Origin of the sequence: Shewanella indica, assembly GCF_033842865.1 — a bacterium.
Taxonomy (GTDB): domain Bacteria; phylum Pseudomonadota; class Gammaproteobacteria; order Enterobacterales; family Shewanellaceae; genus Shewanella; species Shewanella indica.
Map to the genome: position 1 here is coordinate 3639671 of NZ_JAWXXR010000001.1, position 18225 is coordinate 3657895.

The window sequence follows — 18225 nt, forward strand, 5'->3', positions numbered from 1 at the left end:
CCTCAATAAACTAAATTATAAAACCCTATTATTCAATTGTTTATGTTATTAATTATCCTGCCGGAGTGCCGTTGCAGGAGTCTCGTAATTTTTGCCACCAATGTACATGACGTTTGAGTTCATCATTGAGACGTGCATTTAGGAGGTCTTTCGGACCACCTGTGGTTTCGGCAAAGAAATATTCAATGCGTTCAGCATGAGGTGTTCCTTGATAGAGACTTTGCAACATGTTGCCCAAGCGTCGCTGTATGTGACGACTGTGACTCAGTTGCTGCTGTATCGGTCCGGTGAAGTTTCGTACTAGTATTCGCTGCAATATCTCCTGACGTTGTTTGCTATGGCCGGGACGGCATAAAAGAAGAGCTAGCTGTGGTTCCAACCAATCGTTAAGCTGCATTAACCAAAGAAGGCTGATCGACTGGCTTCGCATGTTACGGGCGATAATCCGGCTGCGCGCCAATTCAGTCAGTGCAGAGTCAAGGTTTGTGACATCCAATGCGTGCCAGGAAATACGGCCAGATTGTGCCAGCTCTATATCGGTTTTGAGTTTCACCAAGTTGGCTAGCGCCAATTCGGTTTCGGTTAGTCCGGCAAGGGGGGATCTACGTGAAAGTGAATCATGGCTGATGAACAGGAGTTTATCCAAAGCTCTGTCTTTTAATAACATCCAGTAGAACCAATCCATCAGCTCTCTTTGTTTCTGTAACTTGGCTTCCGTCAACAATCGTCTGCTTTGATCATCAAGGCTGAGGCTTTGCAAACAAGCCGGTGCAGCCTGAATAAAGGCCAGTTGATACTTAAACTGTTCGCTGGGCTCGGCTACTTTACCAAGAATTGAGTTGTGGTGTGCTATGAGCTCACCCAGACGACAATGCATCAACCCCAGGCTGTTCAGCAATGGCAATGACATTCTTGTGGAGGGAGCTTGTATCTCGCCGACGCTATTCAAGAGGCGATTATCCTTGGGAAGATAATCAGGGGCGATAAAGCTTTGTTCAGTGACTCGGCTAAGACGCTCCGCGTAGTCATGCCATAGCGCTTGTGTGTTATCTTGACAAGCGGTCAGGCCCAGCGCAATCCCAATTAGAAGACTGCAACATTTGGAAAATCTGACAGGAACCAACATGGTAATCACCTTGAGAAAGGGAGCGGCTTATCGACCTTAAGCTGTTCATATACCTTAGGCTCTCCATATAACGGTGACTAGCAATGATTTTGAGTCATCAGGAGACAAGTGGCCATAAACAGGGGTAAGCTCTCCGGGGGGATTAGTCTTTTAGAATGATACCTCTTATTAATGGGGGCTGCTTTAGCTGAAAATTTGGTTTAACAAAATATCAGTCTCTTTTTTCACCAAGATCTTTCTGTGCAAATTTGCTACAATGTTTGCTCACCTTATATTGACCTTTCCTCGGAGACTATACGTCCGGGGGGATTCTGTTTGCCCAGACCCGACTGAAAAGCTACCGCCAATCTGCCGCGGCAGGAATACTTTTCCCTGCCGCTATCGCCACTAAAAGCGGAAGCGACTTTACAGCCAGGTCTCTCGCATTTGCTTCTTAAAAGGAAATGGAAGCAAAAGGTGAAGCTACTGCCCGAGCTGGACGGGCAAGGTCGGGCCCGTCAGGACCTTGGATACATAGTCAGAAGCGACCTATCGGAGGTAAATGCATTATGACAATAGCTGACGTATTGACAGAGAAACACTCACCACTTTATCACACCGAAGATAAGACGGTTGTCTCCCATACCCAAAGGGATGAAGGCGACTGGATCCAACACACACTGATGTTGGAAAATTGCGATGCACCATTTCGTTTCAAACGCCCCAAAAAATACCGTTCGCTCAAAGGCGCCAGAGTATCGGTCGATTATTATCCCCAAACCACTATAGTAGCCGGATTTGAGATGGAAACCATGAAAGTGGTACGGATCCGCCGTTGCTGAAAGTTGATGCCGGAATGCCTGCTCCAATGTTAGTATTTTGTGTTTCTGGTGGCCGTCTTTGAACCTGGGTGTCCAACCTGGGTATGACCCGCCAATGTCGCGCCTTGAAAGGATATTCCGGCCTGATGAAACTTGCTGTTATTGTCTCTCTTACTCCTTGGCTTCAGCTGTTGTCGATTACTCTGTCTCGGCTATGTCAAAGTCAAACAAAGCTTGTTTTTCTGCCTCTGTTATTGGTAGTTGGCCAAAGCTTGGCTGCAGAGCAAACGAATAAGGGTCAGATTGACGTTCCGATCAGAGAGCTTGTTGTCACCAACTCAGGTTCCTGGAAACCGTTTTCTTACCTGAATGATGCCGGTGAACCCAGCGGCATGTTAGTGGATATTTGGCGTGAATATGCCAAGGCCAATCGAGTCAAAATCCGATTCATATTGACCGATTGGCAACACTCGCTGGATTTGGTTCGCAGCGGTCAGGCCGATATTCATGCCGGATTGCTTTGGTCTCAGGAAAGAGAGCACTATCTCGATTATGCCCAGGGGCTACTTGGCATAGAGAGTCAACTGTTCTTCAACCAGGCATTGCTCGGTACAGAGCCTGGCCGTTATCTGGATAGCGGTGGTGAAGTGGGAGTAGTGAGCGGCGGCTATGAAGAGGCTTTCGTTCGTCGAGAGTTTCCAAATACCAGCTTAATTGTTTATGCCAGTAACGAGCAGATGCTCAAAAGTGCAGTAGCGGGAAGGTTAAAAGCCTTTGTTGCTGATCTCCAGGTTGCCAATTTCTACCTTTACACCTCGCAAGAACCTACACTTTTTGTTCCGGTTCGTCATCTTTACAGTGCTCAAATTCGCTCGGCCGTCAAAGAGGGGAATATCACTTTACAGGAAGAAATTCGGCAAGGATTGGCGCGCATTCCTGATGCCGAATACCAAAGGATCCTAAATCGTTGGATGTATGTGGAAACGGTTTATCCACGCTATCTATTGCAAGTTGTTTTGGCTTTGCTTTTTCTGGCTGTCATAAGCTACGTATTTATGCTTCGTCGCACTGTGGCTATCCGCACTGCAGAACTGGAAGCAGTTAACGCAGAGTTGCTTCATTTGGCGGCAACCGATAGCCTGACAGGAATAAGCAACCGACGGGCATTTATGGAGGCATTGGAACAAGCTTGCGACAGCCGCAGTTACGATAGTTTAACCCTGTTGCTGTTTGATATTGATGATTTTAAAAGGATCAATGACAGTTATGGTCATCTTGTAGGGGATGAGCTCATCTGCCAACTGGTACAGAGGGTGGCAACTCTTTTGCCAGAAGATGCCGTATTTGCCCGGGTAGGCGGAGAGGAGTTCTGTATCCTGCAATTGGGGATGACAGAGAGCGGAACCCAAAAGCTGGCAAGGAGTTTATTGTTGTCCGTAGGACAAGCACCATTTTCGACCAAAGTGGGCGAACTGCCACTCAGTATTAGCATAGGAGCCGTCTACGCAGATCCGGGAAGTCGAGATCCGCTTTCGGTACTTGCCGATGCCGATCGCTTGATGTATCAGGTTAAGGCGTCCGGACGTAATGATCTGCTGTTCCGACGTTTCTGATAATAACTGATTGTCGCCAGAGGCCTGGTTCTTATGCAGTTATTTTAATAGTCTTTATCAAGCTCAGACTCAGTCAAGTACCATAAGTAGTCTGTACTCATCCAAAGCGTATTGGTCTGTCATGCCGCTGATATAATCCTGCAGTAAACGGCACCTATGATAAAATTCAGGATACTGATTGGTTTCAATGGCTCTTTTATAGGTGGCCAGGTGTTTACCGGGCAGCTTATGGAATAGCCGGGTTTCGATAAGCGCAGTTTTGGGCTGCCCTTGTACCAGTTTGCTAAACTCATCCTCGCTCAATGCCAGCAGGGAACGATAGTTATCCAGTAAACCTGTTATGATCCTGTATCCCTGTAGCTCAAGTTTCTCCACTTCCCGATGGCAAAATACCTGTTTAATAGCGACTTGCTTGAGCGTTTCTGTAATGGCGTGCTCATAGCCGCCATCTTCAAGCAGCGACTCGTTCAGGTTGCCGTGGTACACAGTATCAATATTGTCGATAAAGCGCTTGGCGGCATGATTGACCAAAGGGTGTATCAGCCGAACCCGGAGGAAAGTAAAGAACTGGCTTTGTTGGTTGATTGCCAGGTGACGGGCGCTGCTGTCTGCCGCTTCAATCGATTTACTCATAAAGTCCTGGTGTCCGAGAGCGTCTTGCTTGACTGCAATTTGCCGCTGGTATTCGGCTATCAGACTCTGTTTTAGGGTATCCAACTCTATAATGCCTTTTTCCACCGCATCTTCAATGTCAGCAAGGCAGTATGAAATATCATCGGCGGCCTCCATGATGTAACTCACTGGGTGACGACAACCGGGTGCCATTTCCATGGCTTGTGTCAGTTCGGCAACAAAGCTGGACTCACTGGCGTAATAACCAACTTTTTTCATCAAATAGCTATGCTCAGGACTGGCTTTATCTTTCACTAGCGTGCCCGGGCGAGTGTATTTCAAAATGCCGGCCAATTGACTGTAGGTGAGGTTGAGCCCTAACAAGGTGTGGATTAAGCGTATACCTTGGGCATTACCCTCAAAATGAGATAAATCTTGAATTAATTCAGGATACTCGGAATCAAACCCTGAAGGAACAAGAGAAGTAAGATTACGACTGAACCAATGACTGATAGCGGCTTCACCGAAGTGACCAAAGGGAGGATTACCGACGTCGTGCATCAGACAACTCATTTCCACCAGGGTTTCCAGTTGCCGCTCCAATTCTTGCAAACCGTATAGCTCAGCATCCGGCCCCAGGTATCTAAATATCCTCTGTGCGATAAAGCGTCCAACTTGTTGTACTTCCAACGAATGTGTCAAACGACTTCGTACCGCGGCATTGCGCTCCAGCGGGAATACCTGAGTCTTTTGCTGTAGACGGCGAATGGCGGCCGAGTTAATGATACGGCCGCGATCACTCTCCAGTGCCAACTGCAGTTTTTCTGGATTATCGACCCGAGCGTCCACTTTGCCAAATGGACGTTGTGCTGTAATTTTACGACGAAAATCTATCTCAGAAAATGTGGATGACACCGAGAAAACCTCCAAATAAGTGGTTGCCTGAAAAAGAAAAAACTCAGCAATTTGTAAATACTTTCAATGTGCCACAGTTTATCCCATGGAGCCAATTTGTGACACTCTATGTAAATTTGCGATGAGTTCGATAGCGTCTTTGGCGATCGCAGAGTACTATCCTGACAAATCCTTTGTCAGAGAAGTGTTAATGCTCAAGTCTTTAAGTGTGATGTTGCTGCTTATTTTAGCGGCGACCCTCGGTTTCCTGATGTTCCATGGCGATGATACCATGCCGGACAGACTCCAAGGGGAGTGGACAACCGGTTGTCTCAGTGACGAAAAACTGGGTAAGGAGTTTATCATGCGCTTTGAGGAAAACCGCTTCCATAGTGTGGCTAATCTCTATGATAATAACCAATGCACAGGCGTGCCGCTGAGTCAGATAAAGGGCAGTGCTTATGTTGAATCCATTGGGGATAAAATCACGACTTGTGAAGGCCTTGAAGCAGATGAAGCCATGCTGTATTGGGATGAACTGGGGGATGCCAAAGCGTTTGTCTATTACATCAATGAACAAGGAGAACTGTTGACCGGACGGCCCAATGAAGACAAGAGTGCAGCGGCTCAGTGGTGTCTCGATCAGGACGCCAAGTTCCACCGTAGTAAATAATCCAACCAAGCTACAGGGGATGGGGCAGATTTGTTCCAGCCCCATCTGCGCTGACATTCGCCATTCGACGAAAAGCCATTCAGATCCTGGCAGTATTTCGTATTTTAATGGTCGTCGTAATATGCGGTAATGGTTCCGAACAAGCAATGGCAGCTTGTTCGGATAATAGCGTGCTCAGGGCTGATAAACGCCCACTACTTCAATACGTTGACTCGAGTCTGCATGTTTTGCTGCATTATCGAGATCGATATGGCCGCTGTTGCTGACATCCATAAAGTCAAAGGCTGGCAAATCAGCTTCGGCAACTTCACCGCTGGCAGGAGCATCCGGATTACGCTCCAGAGCCAAAAAGTCAAACACGTTTCTATCAACGCCTTGGGATGGTGCAGTATTTTGCATCGCAGTAAAAATGGTTTCGATGCGGCCGGGGAACTGTTTGTCCCACAGCTTGAGCATATTTTTGACCTCGGCGCGCTTGAGGTTTTCCTGGGAGCCGCAAAGGTTACATGGAATGATAGGGAAGGCTTTCAGCTTGGCGTATTCGGCAATGTCTTTTTCTCGGCAATAGGCGAGGGGACGGATCACCATATTGGCTCCGTCATCCGATAGCAACTTGGGTGGCATGGCCTTCATCTTGCCACCATAGAACATGTTAAGGAACAGGGTTTCTATGATGTCGTCTCTGTGGTGGCCGAGTGCTATCTTGGTGGCTCCTATTCGCTGGGCAAACCCATAAAGGGTACCGCGGCGCAGCCTGGAACAAAGCGAGCAGGTGGTCTTGCCTTCGGGGATCTTATCTTTGACTATCGAATAAGTGTCTTTTTCTAGAATATGGTAGGCCACGCCTAGGCTATCCAGATACGCCGGCAGCACTTCTTCCGGGAAGCCGGGCTGTTTCTGATCCAGATTGACGGCGACAATTTCAAACTGCACAGGTGCACGCTGCTGCAGGTTCAACAAAATGTCCAGCATGGCATAGCTGTCTTTGCCGCCGGAGAGGCAGCACATCACGCGATCGCCTTCTTCAATCATATTGTAATCGGCAATGGCACTGCCGACTTCGCGGCGTAAACGCTTTTGCAGTTTGTTGAGACGAGTGATTTGTTTCTTATCCAGCTCTTGCATAACTTCAGACATAAAAAAATAAGCGCCCAGTAACACTATGGTTCAGGGCGCGTATTATTCCAGCTAAAGCCGGTCGGGTAAAGGGGCGACTCAGGCCAGAGGCGACTTATAACCGTCGGGTTTGACCGCCAGCAGATCGCAGTTGACCGAATCTATCACATGTTCTGCTGTGTTGCCGATAAGCGCGGCAGAGAATCCGGTACGACCCACAGTGCCGAGAACAACCAATTCGGCGTCCAATTGCTCTGCCAGCTCAGGGATAACATCCTCAGGCAGACCTTCTTTCACGTGACAGTGGGCGGTATCAACCCCGTAGCTGTTGGCCAGATAATTGACCCGTTGCTCGTGCTGCATGCGAATGGTTTCGTTGTAAGTGTGGGCATCAAAGTCCGGCAGTTCAATCGCCAGGTTGACCGGAGTTCCCGGATAACCGTTAACCAGGTGCACCTCGGCATCGAACTTGGCTGCAAGCTCTTGAGCATGTTCAATGATCTTGCCGTTCAGGGATTGATGTTCTTCATCTTCAGAAGCAACGTTAACGGCGCAGAGAATTTTACCTTTTACCGGCCAGTCATGCTGTTTTACCAGCAACACAGGCACGGGAGCCTTACGCAACAAGTGCCAGTCGGTGGGGGTGAAAATAACCGCTTTGAGTTTGTCGTGCTCATGGGTGCCTTTGACTATCAGGTCATATTCTCCCTGAATGGCAAAGTTGATGATGCTCTCAAACGGGCGGTTGTGCCACAGTACTTCACTGTCTATCTCGAGTCCGGCTTGCTGGTGCGGTTTGAGCAGATCAGCGATCCAGGCTTTACGTTGGTTAATCACCCCTTGACGCATGGCCTCACGTTCCTGATTGGAAAGAATTGAGGTCATTTCATAGGAGAAATCAAAGATAGACAGAAAGACAGTGATCTTGGCCTTGCTGCGGGTGGCGAGTTCCACCGCGCGGGCAAGAGCAGGTTGCTGTTCTGATGTAGGGTCGACTACGACCAATAGCTTTTGATAGTCCCTCATGGCTTTTTCCTTATTCCGCAGGATATACCTATATCATGCGATATTGGCTGTGATTTGTATTGCTTGAGATCAATATATTGAATCGCTTGCTATCTTGCTATCCGGGCAGCTCCAGCCAACCTGTCGAGCTCTTCCAGATCCAGTATAGTGATATATTTACCTTTCACTTCAATTAGTCCGGCCTTTTGGAACCGTCCCAGCAAACGACTGATAGTTTCTACCGTCAGGCCAAGATAGTTGCCTATATCACCACGGGTCATGGTGAGGCGAAATTCCCTAGGGGAGAAGCCACGGCTGCCAAAACGAGCGGCCAGGTTACTGATGAAAGCGGCCAAGCGTTCCTCGGCATTCTTTTTGCTTAGCAGCAGGATCATCCCTTGGTCACTCATGATTTCATTACTCATCAAGCGCATGATCTGTTGTCTGAGTTTGGGCATGGTACCTGAGAGTTCATCCAGAGTATTGAAGGGGATTTCACAGACCATAGAGGTTTCCAGGGCCTGGGCAAAACTCTGGTGTGACTGGGCATGGATACCGTCAAAGCCTATGACATCACCGGCCAGATGGAAGCCGGTGATCTGCTCATCACCCTGTTCTGTGATGGTATAGCTTTTAATCGTTCCGGAGCGAATAGCATATAGAGACTTTAGCGGATCTCCGGACTTGAACAGCTGTTCACCTTTCTGAATGGGTTTCTTGCGTTCGATAATGTTGTCAAGCTGATCCAACTCATTAGTGTTGAGCGTAAAGGGAATACACAAGGTCCCCATGCTGCAATCATGACAATGAATGGTACAGCCCCCGGCAGCAGGGCGACGATGCTTGTTGTTGTCTATTGTCATAGTCTTTCTCAAGTAAAGCGACTCTTCCCATGTTAAACCAATTCACTGACCCCGGCTAGTCGAGCTGAGCCAAGGCGATATAGAGTGTTTGGATCCCGAATCCAACCAAGAGTAAACCGGCAATTAAACGCACTGCGCGCTTTTGAGCCCAGTCGGCCAGCGCCTTGGCGGCAACCCCGGCGCTGAGCAGGGCAGGTAATGTTCCCAAACCGAAACAAAGCATAATAAGCGCGCCCTGGCTGGCGCTGCCGCTGGCCACGGCCCAGGTAAGAGTGCTGTATACCAGCCCACAAGGCAACCAGCCCCATACCATACCAGCCAATAAAGCCTGCCCGGGGTGAGTCACGGGTAACACTTTTTGGGACAATGGTTTAAGTAAATGCCACAATCCCTGACCCAGGCGCTCAATCTGCACCAGCCCTACCCAGATGCGGGCAATATAGAGCCCCATGGCGATCATCATCACACCGGCAATGAGCCTGAGCACCAAGAGGTAAATATCGATATCAAACAGCATGCCAAGCCCAGCGGCAGAACCGCCCACCAAAGCGCCGGCCAGGCTGTAACTGAGAATACGGCCAAGATTATAGGGAAGCAGAAACGAGAGTTGTTGCGCCAGCGGATTCTGGCCTCGACGGGCAGCGGGAAGCTGGCTCGAAAAGGCGCCCACCAAACCACCGCACATACCAAAGCAGTGTCCGGCTCCCATTAGGCCCACTAAAAAGGCACCTGTGAGGTTATATTCCATTGCCTCTATCCTGAGGAGCTTGAGTGACTTCAGTTTCAGCCGTTTGAGATTGCTCCTGTTGCGTCTTGCTGTCCATAGGTTCCTCATCAAACAGAATCGACACACTGTGGCGCTCAAGATCGTCAAATTGATCCGATTTTACCGCCCAGAAAAACACACCAACAGCAATCAGCACAAACAGCATGGCGATGGGGATTAGTACGTAAATAATACTCATAAGCGGACCCTGAGAAGTCTGAGGCTGTTGCTGACAACGATCAGCGAACTGGCCGACATGCCGATGGCGGCGATATATGGTGCGACATGACCTGTTACGGCCAGAGGCAGTATAAGAAGGTTATATCCCAAAGCCCAGGCAAGATTTTGACGAATGATACGATTGGCTTTGCGGGCAACGGCTATGGCTTGGGTAAAGCGCCACAGATGATCGCCAAGCAGAATCAGATCAGCACTGTTTTTCGCCAGCGCGGTGCCACTGCCCATGGCGATAGAGAGATCGGCGCCGGCAAGCACTGGGGCATCATTGATGCCATCGCCGAACATGGCTACCTTATGTTGTTGTTGCAAACTGCGTACATAGTCGAGCTTGTCTGCCGGGCTCATGTCTGCGTGCACTTCAGTTATGCCAACTTGCCGGGCCAGAGATTCGACATGGGGCCGGGTATCACCGCTGGCAATCGCCAGACGGATATTGTTTGCCTTGAGTGCCTCGACCGTATCCTTGGCGTCTTCTCTCAGCCTGTCTTGCAAAATAAAACTGGCCACCAAACCTTGCTCATCGGCGAGGAACACCTGTTGCTGCTGACTTGGCGCAAACTTGATACCGACAAACTCGGCGTTGCCTATCTTAAAATCGCGACCATTGATTTGGCCGCTGATGCCGCGAGCCACTTGATGATGCACGTTTTCAGCCTCAAGTGTGCCCCCATAAGGGCTGAAAGCCAGAGCTATCGGGTGCAATGAACCGGCTTCGAGCGCTGCCGCCAATTGTTTTACCTGCAACTCGCTGTACTCAGCTTCACGGCCTTTGTTGATGCGGGTTTCCAATAAGGTCAGATTACCGCAGGTGAGGGTGCCTGTCTTGTCAAAGACGACAGCATCAATTTGTGGCAATTTTTCAAATACCCCCGCTTTACGGGTAATCACCCCGAGGCGGGTAAACAGTGCTGTAGCACAGGTCACAGCAGTCGGGGTTGCCAGGGCCAGCGCGCATGGGCAGGTAGCTACCAATACAGACAGCGTGACCCAGAAAGCATCTTCGGGTGAGAACTGGTGCCACACCAGATAAGTGATAGCCGCTATGCTGAGTATGGTGCCGGTGAAATAACGCGACAGCTTGTCGGCCGTCATGGCGACGGCGGGTTTGTTATTGGAGGCCAGTTCCTGCAAGCGGATGATTTCTGCCACCAGTTGATCTTGGCCTATGGCGTTCACCCGTACTTTCAGTGGTTGATCCTGATTGATGGTACCGGCATAAACCTGGTCTCCAGGCTGTTTGCTCTGCGGCATCTGCTCGCCGGTAAGCATGGCCTCGTTGACCGCAGAATGGCCGTGCTCAACCGAGCCGTCGGCGGGGATCACTTCCCCCGGTCTTACCAGCACCAAGTCGCCTATTTGCAGACGTTTGGCGGGGATCTCTTCGTTGCTGCCATTTTCCGTAATACGTTGGGCGGTCAAGGGCACCAACTTATGCAGGTTACTCGAACTGACCGAGGCTTTCTGCCGCGCCGCCTGTTCAAAATAGCGCCCAAGCAACAGGAAGAAGGTGAACATGGACACAGACTCGAAATAGACTTCGCCAGTGCCTTGTACTGTCGCAATACAGCTGGCGATATAGGCGCCGCAGATGGCGATGGAGACAGACACATCCATATTGAGCCTGCCGGCAAGCAGGGCCCGCAGCGCACTGAAATAAAAAGGCTGCGCCGAATAGAACACCACAGGTGCGGCAAACATCATGCTTACCCAGCGGAAATAGTCGCGATATTCCACTTCAAGCCCGGTAAAGTAACCGGCGTACAGCGCCAGGGCAAACATCATCACCTGCATGGTGGCAAAGCCCGCCAAGCCAAGCCTCAGCAGAAACTTACGGCTGTTCTTTTTACTCTGAACTTCCTGATCATCCAACTGATAAGGCGCCGCCTGATAACCGATACGGCCGATTTGATTAAGTATTTCAGACAGCTTAATGTCGGCCGGACGCCAACTGATGAGGGCTCTTTGGGTGGTGGAGTTAACCTGCACCGAATCTATGCCGGGCAACTGTTTAACTTTATGCTCGATGAGCCAGGCGCAGGCGGCACAGGTAATGCCGTCAATCGATAGCGAGACTGAGGTTTGATTGCCTTGATCATGCACAAAATCCTGCTGCACTTCGGGAAGATCGTAGGCACTGAAGGTCTTGAGCTCGTCCGGCACCAGAGCGTTTTGCCTGCTGCCGGGTTCGGAGCGAAATTTATAGTAATTGGTCAGTCCGGCATCCATGATGGCCTGAGCCACTGCCTGACAGCCAAGACAACACATGGGCTGAGCCTGACCATCAATCACTGTACTGAACTGCATACCCGTGGTCACGGGCTCCCCACAATGAAAACAGACTGTATGTGTCATGACAGCACTCAATTGAGCCAGTAGGTTTTATCCGCTTCTATTTGCAGTCTTTGCTGCAAACGCCATTTACGGTCAAATCCTTCGATTCGCACAACCCAGGCGCCATCAAGCGACTCATTGGGGATATAGCGATAGACCTTGGAGGCATCAGCCGTCAGCATTTGGGTAAAATCCTTTTCTGCCAGAGTTGGGTGGTAAAACTCCAGATTCATTGCCGCGAGATATTCCGGGCCGCCGTGTTGGGTTATCAAAAGTTCACCATTATGCCATTCAAGGGAAAACTGCATCCCCAGTTGACGGGCATATTGAATTTTGTGGATGTCCTGGTTAATTGCCTTACCGTTTTTATAGTAGTCGTCGGCAACCAGGGAATCGGAGTTGGTGAGGGCAATACGCAGAGTGGCAAAACTGGCTATAACGGCGCACATGGGCAAAACGATAAGAAACCAAGGCCAGAACTGCTTATACCAGGCTTGTGGAGCGCTCATACTGTTTACCTACTATTCTATTTGGGCGGCTATTCTATCGCGAAAGCGGTTTTTTAAAAACAAAGGCCCCGAAATTATCGAGGCCTTTGAAAAGTCAAGCGAACTTACTTCTCTGCCTGATGTGACAAGCTGTATACGTAAGCGGCGATAACGTGAACTTTCTCTTCACCGAGAACGTCTTTCCAAGGTGGCATAACGCCACTGCGGCCGTTCTTGATGGATTCCATTATCACGCCACGGCTGCCGCCGTAGAGCCAGACATTGTCGGTCAGGTTAGGGGCACCCATCAGCTTGTTGCCTTTGGCGTCCATACCGTGACAGGCAAAACAGCCCTTCATGAATGAACCCTGGCCTTTGGCAGCCAAAGCCGCGTCGTGTTCACGACCGGACAGGCTAATCACATATTCGGCCAAACCTTCAATCTCGCTGTCATCGATAGGCAGACCACCTTTAGGTGGCATCATACCGTGACGACCGTTCATTATGGTGGTCTTGATGGTTTCCAACTCGCCGCCGTACAACCAGTCACCGTCGGTCAGGTTAGGGAAACCTTTGCCACCACGACCGGCAGAGCCGTGACACTGGGCACAGTTCTGCAGGAACAGACGGCCACCTACTTTGAGAGCTTCTTCGTTCTTAACCAGCTCGGCCAATGGCGTTGCTTTATAGGCTTCGAAGATAGGGCCGTACTTCTCATCGGCAAGCTTCACTTCCTGATCGTACTGCACCCAACGGCCTTCTTCTGTTGCGTCGGCAATCGCCTTGGCAGAGTCGGCCTTGATGCCTTGCTCTGTACCTATGCTCTGGTTGGAACTACTCCAGCCGAGCAGGCCTTTGTAATTACCCAGGCCTGGGTAGAGTACCAGGTAGAGCAGACCAAAGACGATGGTGATATAAAAGAGATAGCTCCACCATTTAGGCAGTGGGTTGTTGATCTCCTGGATACCATCATAGCTGTGGTCCATCAGGTCGCCTTCTTTAATCTCCGGCGTGGTGTTTTTGGAGCAGAGCCGTAGCAGAATAAAACATCCTGCGATCACCAGTAAGCTGAGTACGGTGATCCAGATACTCCAGAAGTTACTCATTAACATTATTTGTGTTCTCCTGAGTCCTTCGCATTCTGGTGTTGTTCTTCATCGGAAAACACCAGGTTAGCCGCTTCGTCGAATTGCTTTTGACGACGCGAGCTATATGCCCAAGCAAATATCCCGACAAAAACCAGGATCAAAACCAGCGTTATAATCCCTTGTATAGTGCCGTAGTCCATATTTGCCTCCTTATTTCAGTGCGTGTCCCAGCGACTGCAGATAGGCGATCAGCGCCTGCAGCTCTGTCTTGCCTTCAACGGCTTTTTGGGCGCCTTCGATATCTTTATCTTCGTATGGCACACCAAAACCACGCATCACTTCCATTTTCTTGGCTGTGTATTCACCTGTTAGGGTGTTTTCAGCAAGCCAAGGGAAGGCAGGCATGTTGGACTGAGGAACAACGGCACGGGGATCGATCAGGTGAACTTCATGCCATTTGTCACTGTAACGACCACCCACACGGGCCAGGTCGGGACCGGTGCGCTTGGAGCCCCACAGGAATGGGTGATCCCAAACAGATTCACCGGCAACCGAATAGTGGCCGTAACGCTCGGTTTCGGCACGCAGCGGACGGATCATCTGACTGTGACAGTTGTTACATCCTTCACGGATATAGATATCACGGCCTTCCAGCTGCAGGGCTGTGTAAGGCTTGAGACCGGCAACCGGCTCAGTGGTATCTTTTTGGAAGATAAGCGGCGTGATCTGCACCAGGCCACCAATACTGATGGCAATCACAGTGAAGATACCCAGCAGGCCGACGTTCTTCTCAACTATTTCATGATTGAATTTCATCGTTACTGCTCCTTATGCGGCTTTGGCTTCTGCGATGGCAGGCAGAGAGTCTTTAGGGGCATAAACAGTGCGCAGCACGTTGTAAGCCATGATCAGCATACCCGTTACGAAGAAACAACCACCCAGGAAGCGGACGAAGTAGAACGGATAAGAGGCTTCCAGACTTTCAACAAAGCTGTAAGTCAGGGTGCCGTCTGCGTTCACAGCGCGCCACATCAGACCTTGCATTACACCGGAGATCCACATGGCAACGATATAAAGTACGGTACCGATAGTCGCCAGCCAGAAGTGCAGGTTCACCAGCTTGGTGGAGTACATGCGGCCATGACCAAACAGCACAGGGATCAGGTGGTACAGAGAACCGATAGACACCATCGCAACCCAGCCAAGTGCACCAGAGTGAACGTGACCAATGGTCCAGTCGGTGTAGTGAGACAGTGCGTTTACTGTCTTGATGGCCATCATAGGGCCTTCGAAGGTAGACATACCGTAGAAGGACAGAGATACCACCAGGAAGCGCAGAACCGGATCGGTACGCAGTTTATGCCAAGCACCGGACAGGGTCATGATACCGTTGATCATGCCGCCCCAAGAAGGTGCGAACAGGATCAGTGACATCACCATACCCAGAGACTGAGTCCAATCGGGCAGGGCGGTGTAATGCAGATGGTGAGGACCGGCCCAGATGTACAGGGCGATAAGTGCCCAGAAGTGGACAATCGACAGACGATATGAGTAAACGGGACGCCCGGCTTGTTTGGGAACGAAGTAATACATCATTCCGAGGAAACCGGCAGTCAGCAGGAAGCCTACCGCGTTATGGCCGTACCACCATTGCACCATAGCATCGACGGCGCCACTGTACAGCGAGTATGATTTCCACAGACTGACAGGAACAGCCATGGAGTTCACTATGTGCAGTACGGCTACTGTGATAATGAAGGCGCCAAAGAACCAGTTGGCCACATAGATGTGGGAAGTGGTTCGTTTGATAATGGTACCGAAGAACACGGTCGCATAAGCGATCCAGACTACGGCGATGGCGATATCAATCGGCCATTCCAGTTCGGCATATTCTTTACTGCTGGTGATACCCAGCGGCAGAGTGATTACGGCCGAAAGGATGATGGCTTGCCAGCCCCAGAACGTGAATGCAGCCAGCTTAGGTGCAAACAGACGGGTCTGACAGGTGCGTTGAACGACATAATAGGATGTGGCGAAAAGGGCTGATGTGCCGAACGCAAAGATCACAGCATTGGTATGTAACGGTCTTAAACGACTGAAAGTTAACCAAGGAGTCTCAAAGTTCAGCTGTGGCCAGATTAACTGAGCCGCGATAAGTACACCTAATGACATACCAATAATGCCCCACAAAACTGTGGTTAAGGCAAATTGGCGGACAACGGTGTAATTGTAATCAGCGCCTGTTGGCTGGGAATGGTTCATCATATTGCTTCCACTGCTTATTACTTTTACTTGTTGTTCAGTAAAGGACTGGCCTTTACCTGTTATAAAATGACTCGAGTGAAGGCGTCCCCTATGAGAGTCACACTCTTGTGTCAATGGCTTGGCCTGCATATTTGGAATAAAACGTCAGGCGATGCAATGATACTTGAGCTACATCAAAAAAGATACCAATCTGCCGGACACATTGTTGATCCAGATCAAACTTGACCATAGAATGTTAACACCTTGCAGCATAAGGTGAAATTTTATGCATAGCGTGACTCTTTCCAAGCTATTTTGCGTCGTTTTCAGCCTGTTCGCGCTTCTTGGGTGTGACCAGGCTCAAGTTTCCAGCGCAACCCAATCTGCCAGCGATCCCAGTTTGTGTGATTTTTCCGTGTCTGCTTGTGTTAAAAAATTGGGCGAGCAGCAGATCTCTCTGATGTTAAACCCAGAATATGCCCCCAGCGAAAAGCCTATTCACTGGCAGCTTGGCTTTGATCGCCCAGTGTCCAATCTCAAACTTCGTGTAGAAGGCAGAGATATGTTTATGGGCGTCATTCCTATGACGCCATCTGCCACCGAAGGGGAATCATTTGAGGGCCAGCTGATTTTTGGCTCCTGCAGCAGTGGTTATATGGTATGGCGGGTGTTTGTCAGTTGGCAGCAAGGTACAGAACAGTACTCCACTTGGTTCGACTTTCTTGCTGATAGTCACAAGCAAAAGTAATAAGAATCACCTTATTGACGCGCCATTGGCAACAACTCAAGATCCCGCGTCATCGCGCCAGCTGTTTTTGATTTTGATGAAAACATCTATGTTATCGATAAACAGCTTTAAAAAGTTCGGATCAAAATGGTTGCCGCTGCAGGATTGCATCTCACTCAGTACGTCATCGAGCGGCCAGGCCGGCTTATAGCAGCGGGCATGGGATAGCGCATCGAACACATCGGCAATGGCAACGATTCTGGCAAAAGGGTGGATCTCTTTGCCCGAGAGACCTCTGGGATAGCCACTGCCATCGTATTTCTCATGATGTTGCAAGGCTATGGTGCCGGCAGCCTTTAAAATGGGCCTTTCAGAATTAGCCAGGATCTGATGGCCGATTATCGGGTGTTGGCGCATTACATCCCATTCAATATCGTCCAGTTTCCCCGGTTTGAGCAGCACATTGTCGGGAATGGCTATTTTCCCTATATCATGCATAGGTGCTGCCCGCTTGAGCAGATCGGCTTCAGGCTCCGGCAAACCGGCTATCAGCGCCAGCGCGTGGCAATATTCGGCCATGCGTTTTACATGATTGGCCGCTTCCTTGGAGCGGCTTTCCACCACATCACCAAGACGTAGAATAAGCTCCGACTGAGTATCTTCCACCTCTTGGTTCAGCAACAGGTTTTCAAACGCCATCCCGACATTGATGGCAAAGATGTCGATAAGCTGTTTATCCAGATCGGTCAACTGGCTGACAGAATCCATATAAAGCAGGTTGACCCAGTTATTCTTGGCCGGAAAGTAGCCCACAAAGCAGTTATCCCGATAAAGGCAGCGCTGCTCTTTCAGGGCTTCTTCCATCAGTGAGCGGATCTCTGCAGGCAAGGGCTTTTCGTGGTGGTTGGTAAATTCACCTGTGGCGGCAATGATTTGAATTTTTTTGTTTTCACCAGGCTCAGTCACTGCATCCATAGCGTTACAACCGAGTATGGTTGTAGTGCCTTTTAACTCCAACAAGTTGGCGACCTGAGTCAGTAAGCCATCGGCAAATTTGTGCAGAGTGCGCAGTTCAAACAGGCCAGAAGTCGCTCCGAGTACTCGCTCCAGTCCGCGACGATGATTGAGCTGCATCTGCCGCGCCTGCTCAATTTCGGTAATGTCCCTGAAAGAACGAAGGGCAGAGTAGACACAGGTTGTCAGTTTACGGGAGTCCAGCTCGGCCTTGGCTTTATAGTCATTGATGTCATAGTTGACTATCACGTCCTCTTCCGGCGCTTGCCCGGGTTGGCCGGTGCGGAGAATCAGCCTGATAGCTTTATTTTGCAGCCTTTCACGGATCCAACGTACCAATTCAAGCCCGGCATGATCACTTTCCATCACCACATCAATAAAGGCGACGGCGACATCCTCTTCGCCTTGCAGTAACTCTTTGGCTTGTTCGCCACTATAGGCGTTGATAAAGCTCAAACCGCGGCCATCGAGCTTGAAACGGGAGAGGGCAAGTTTAGTGACTGTGTGCACATCAGGTTCATCATCCACCACAAGTATTTTCCAAGGGGGCAGATTATCTGTGGGGGTTGAAGCTGTCTTAGAGGCAAATAAAGGGCCTTTTTTGGCCGTGTCGATCAGCATCAGT

At 49.9% G+C, this 18225-nt stretch carries 18 protein-coding genes; 4 read left to right on the forward strand and 14 right to left on the reverse strand.

Annotated elements, in window-relative coordinates:
- Positions 1-52 precede the first annotated feature (52 nt).
- Positions 53-1126, reverse strand: a complete 1074-nt coding sequence (locus SIL79_RS16325; RefSeq protein ID WP_319619561.1) for a DUF3080 family protein — start codon at positions 1124-1126, stop codon at positions 53-55.
- Between the two features lie 548 nt (positions 1127-1674).
- On the opposite strand from SIL79_RS16325, the gene SIL79_RS16330 reads away from it, so the two are divergent.
- Positions 1675-1947: a hypothetical protein gene (locus SIL79_RS16330; RefSeq protein ID WP_052247918.1), complete on the forward strand. Its 273-nt coding sequence runs from the start codon at positions 1675-1677 to the stop codon at positions 1945-1947.
- Between the two features lie 125 nt (positions 1948-2072).
- The gene (locus tag SIL79_RS16335; RefSeq protein WP_319619562.1) at positions 2073-3539 is read left to right on the forward strand and encodes a transporter substrate-binding domain-containing diguanylate cyclase; all 1467 of its coding nucleotides are present in this window, start codon (positions 2073-2075) and stop codon (positions 3537-3539) included.
- Between the two features lie 69 nt (positions 3540-3608).
- Here the strand turns inward: SIL79_RS16335 and dgt are convergent, their stop codons facing one another.
- Complete coding sequence (gene dgt / locus SIL79_RS16340; RefSeq protein WP_226684295.1) at positions 3609-5066, reverse strand: dGTPase; 1458 nt, start codon at positions 5064-5066, stop codon at positions 3609-3611.
- A 190-nt stretch (positions 5067-5256) separates the two neighbouring features.
- On the opposite strand from dgt, the gene SIL79_RS16345 reads away from it, so the two are divergent.
- The gene (locus SIL79_RS16345) at positions 5257-5718 is read left to right on the forward strand and encodes a hypothetical protein (protein WP_319619564.1); all 462 of its coding nucleotides are present in this window, start codon (positions 5257-5259) and stop codon (positions 5716-5718) included.
- Positions 5719-5892: 174 nt separating this feature from the next.
- Here SIL79_RS16345 and ttcA read toward each other — a convergent pair whose 3' ends face one another.
- The 11 genes from ttcA to ccoN all read right to left on the reverse strand — a co-directional run bounded on the left by ttcA (position 5893) and on the right by ccoN (position 15880).
- Positions 5893-6855: a tRNA 2-thiocytidine(32) synthetase TtcA gene (gene ttcA, locus SIL79_RS16350; protein ID WP_039032956.1), complete on the reverse strand. Its 963-nt coding sequence runs from the start codon at positions 6853-6855 to the stop codon at positions 5893-5895.
- 78 nt (positions 6856-6933) lie between these two features.
- On the reverse strand, positions 6934-7860 hold the full coding sequence (gene uspE / locus SIL79_RS16355; RefSeq protein WP_039032955.1) for a universal stress protein UspE: 927 nt from the start codon (positions 7858-7860) through the stop codon (positions 6934-6936).
- An 89-nt stretch (positions 7861-7949) separates the two neighbouring features.
- Positions 7950-8702: an electron transport transcriptional regulator EtrA gene (etrA, locus tag SIL79_RS16360; protein WP_025010389.1), complete on the reverse strand. Its 753-nt coding sequence runs from the start codon at positions 8700-8702 to the stop codon at positions 7950-7952.
- A 55-nt stretch (positions 8703-8757) separates the two neighbouring features.
- Positions 8758-9450: a sulfite exporter TauE/SafE family protein gene (locus SIL79_RS16365; protein ID WP_039032954.1), complete on the reverse strand. Its 693-nt coding sequence runs from the start codon at positions 9448-9450 to the stop codon at positions 8758-8760.
- Positions 9440-9667, reverse strand: a complete 228-nt coding sequence (gene ccoS / locus SIL79_RS16370; RefSeq protein ID WP_039032953.1) for a cbb3-type cytochrome oxidase assembly protein CcoS — start codon at positions 9665-9667, stop codon at positions 9440-9442. The genes SIL79_RS16365 and ccoS overlap by 11 nt, the downstream gene beginning before the upstream one ends.
- Positions 9664-12060, reverse strand: a complete 2397-nt coding sequence (locus SIL79_RS16375; RefSeq protein WP_319619569.1) for a heavy metal translocating P-type ATPase — start codon at positions 12058-12060, stop codon at positions 9664-9666. Before SIL79_RS16375 ends, ccoS begins: the two co-directional genes overlap by 4 nt.
- Positions 12061-12068: 8 nt before the next feature.
- Positions 12069-12548, reverse strand: coding sequence for a FixH family protein (locus SIL79_RS16380; RefSeq protein ID WP_039032951.1), 480 nt, complete (start codon positions 12546-12548; stop codon positions 12069-12071).
- 104 nt (positions 12549-12652) lie between these two features.
- Positions 12653-13633: a cytochrome-c oxidase, cbb3-type subunit III gene (gene ccoP / locus SIL79_RS16385; RefSeq protein WP_101056347.1), complete on the reverse strand. Its 981-nt coding sequence runs from the start codon at positions 13631-13633 to the stop codon at positions 12653-12655.
- A 5-nt stretch (positions 13634-13638) separates the two neighbouring features.
- A complete protein-coding gene (locus tag SIL79_RS16390) occupies positions 13639-13815 on the reverse strand; it encodes a CcoQ/FixQ family Cbb3-type cytochrome c oxidase assembly chaperone (protein ID WP_039032950.1) in 177 nt (58 codons plus the stop codon).
- Positions 13816-13825: 10 nt separating this feature from the next.
- The gene (gene ccoO / locus SIL79_RS16395; RefSeq protein WP_025010382.1) at positions 13826-14431 is read right to left on the reverse strand and encodes a cytochrome-c oxidase, cbb3-type subunit II; all 606 of its coding nucleotides are present in this window, start codon (positions 14429-14431) and stop codon (positions 13826-13828) included.
- Positions 14432-14443: 12 nt separating this feature from the next.
- Positions 14444-15880 carry a cytochrome-c oxidase, cbb3-type subunit I gene (ccoN, locus tag SIL79_RS16400; protein ID WP_028779894.1) on the reverse strand — a complete coding sequence of 479 codons (1437 nt, stop codon included), beginning with the start codon at positions 15878-15880 and terminating at the stop codon, positions 14444-14446.
- 439 nt (positions 15881-16319) lie between these two features.
- On the opposite strand from ccoN, the gene SIL79_RS16405 reads away from it, so the two are divergent.
- Positions 16320-16607 carry a hypothetical protein gene (locus SIL79_RS16405; RefSeq protein ID WP_157823068.1) on the forward strand — a complete coding sequence of 96 codons (288 nt, stop codon included), beginning with the start codon at positions 16320-16322 and terminating at the stop codon, positions 16605-16607.
- A gap of 36 nt (positions 16608-16643) precedes the next feature.
- On the opposite strand, the gene SIL79_RS16410 is transcribed toward SIL79_RS16405, so the two are convergent.
- Complete coding sequence (locus tag SIL79_RS16410; RefSeq protein ID WP_144361499.1) at positions 16644-18221, reverse strand: response regulator; 1578 nt, start codon at positions 18219-18221, stop codon at positions 16644-16646.
- Positions 18222-18225 lie beyond the last annotated feature (4 nt).

Bases quoted from the DNA above. Each gene is read 5' to 3' on its own strand.
- ccoN (WP_028779894.1), bottom strand. From the start codon at position 15,880: ATGATGAACCATTCCCAGCCAACAGGCGCTGATTACAATTACACCGTT.
- etrA (WP_025010389.1), bottom strand. From the start codon at position 8,702: ATGACAATAGACAACAACAAGCATCGTCGCCCTGCTGCCGGGGGCTGT.
- ccoO (WP_025010382.1), bottom strand. From the start codon at position 14,431: ATGAAATTCAATCATGAAATAGTTGAGAAGAACGTCGGCCTGCTGGGT.
- ccoP (WP_101056347.1), bottom strand. From the start codon at position 13,633: ATGAGTAACTTCTGGAGTATCTGGATCACCGTACTCAGCTTACTGGTG.
- SIL79_RS16365 (WP_039032954.1), bottom strand. From the start codon at position 9,450: ATGGAATATAACCTCACAGGTGCCTTTTTAGTGGGCCTAATGGGAGCC.
- SIL79_RS16345 (WP_319619564.1), top strand. From the start codon at position 5,257: ATGCTCAAGTCTTTAAGTGTGATGTTGCTGCTTATTTTAGCGGCGACC.
- SIL79_RS16380 (WP_039032951.1), bottom strand. From the start codon at position 12,548: ATGAGCGCTCCACAAGCCTGGTATAAGCAGTTCTGGCCTTGGTTTCTT.
- ccoS (WP_039032953.1), bottom strand. From the start codon at position 9,667: ATGAGTATTATTTACGTACTAATCCCCATCGCCATGCTGTTTGTGCTG.
- SIL79_RS16410 (WP_144361499.1), bottom strand. From the start codon at position 18,221: ATGCTGATCGACACGGCCAAAAAAGGCCCTTTATTTGCCTCTAAGACA.
- SIL79_RS16405 (WP_157823068.1), top strand. From the start codon at position 16,320: ATGTTAAACCCAGAATATGCCCCCAGCGAAAAGCCTATTCACTGGCAG.
- SIL79_RS16335 (WP_319619562.1), top strand. From the start codon at position 2,073: ATGAAACTTGCTGTTATTGTCTCTCTTACTCCTTGGCTTCAGCTGTTG.
- SIL79_RS16375 (WP_319619569.1), bottom strand. From the start codon at position 12,060: ATGACACATACAGTCTGTTTTCATTGTGGGGAGCCCGTGACCACGGGT.
- ttcA (WP_039032956.1), bottom strand. From the start codon at position 6,855: ATGTCTGAAGTTATGCAAGAGCTGGATAAGAAACAAATCACTCGTCTC.
- SIL79_RS16325 (WP_319619561.1), bottom strand. From the start codon at position 1,126: ATGTTGGTTCCTGTCAGATTTTCCAAATGTTGCAGTCTTCTAATTGGG.
- SIL79_RS16390 (WP_039032950.1), bottom strand. From the start codon at position 13,815: ATGGACTACGGCACTATACAAGGGATTATAACGCTGGTTTTGATCCTG.
- uspE (WP_039032955.1), bottom strand. From the start codon at position 7,860: ATGAGGGACTATCAAAAGCTATTGGTCGTAGTCGACCCTACATCAGAA.
- SIL79_RS16330 (WP_052247918.1), top strand. From the start codon at position 1,675: ATGACAATAGCTGACGTATTGACAGAGAAACACTCACCACTTTATCAC.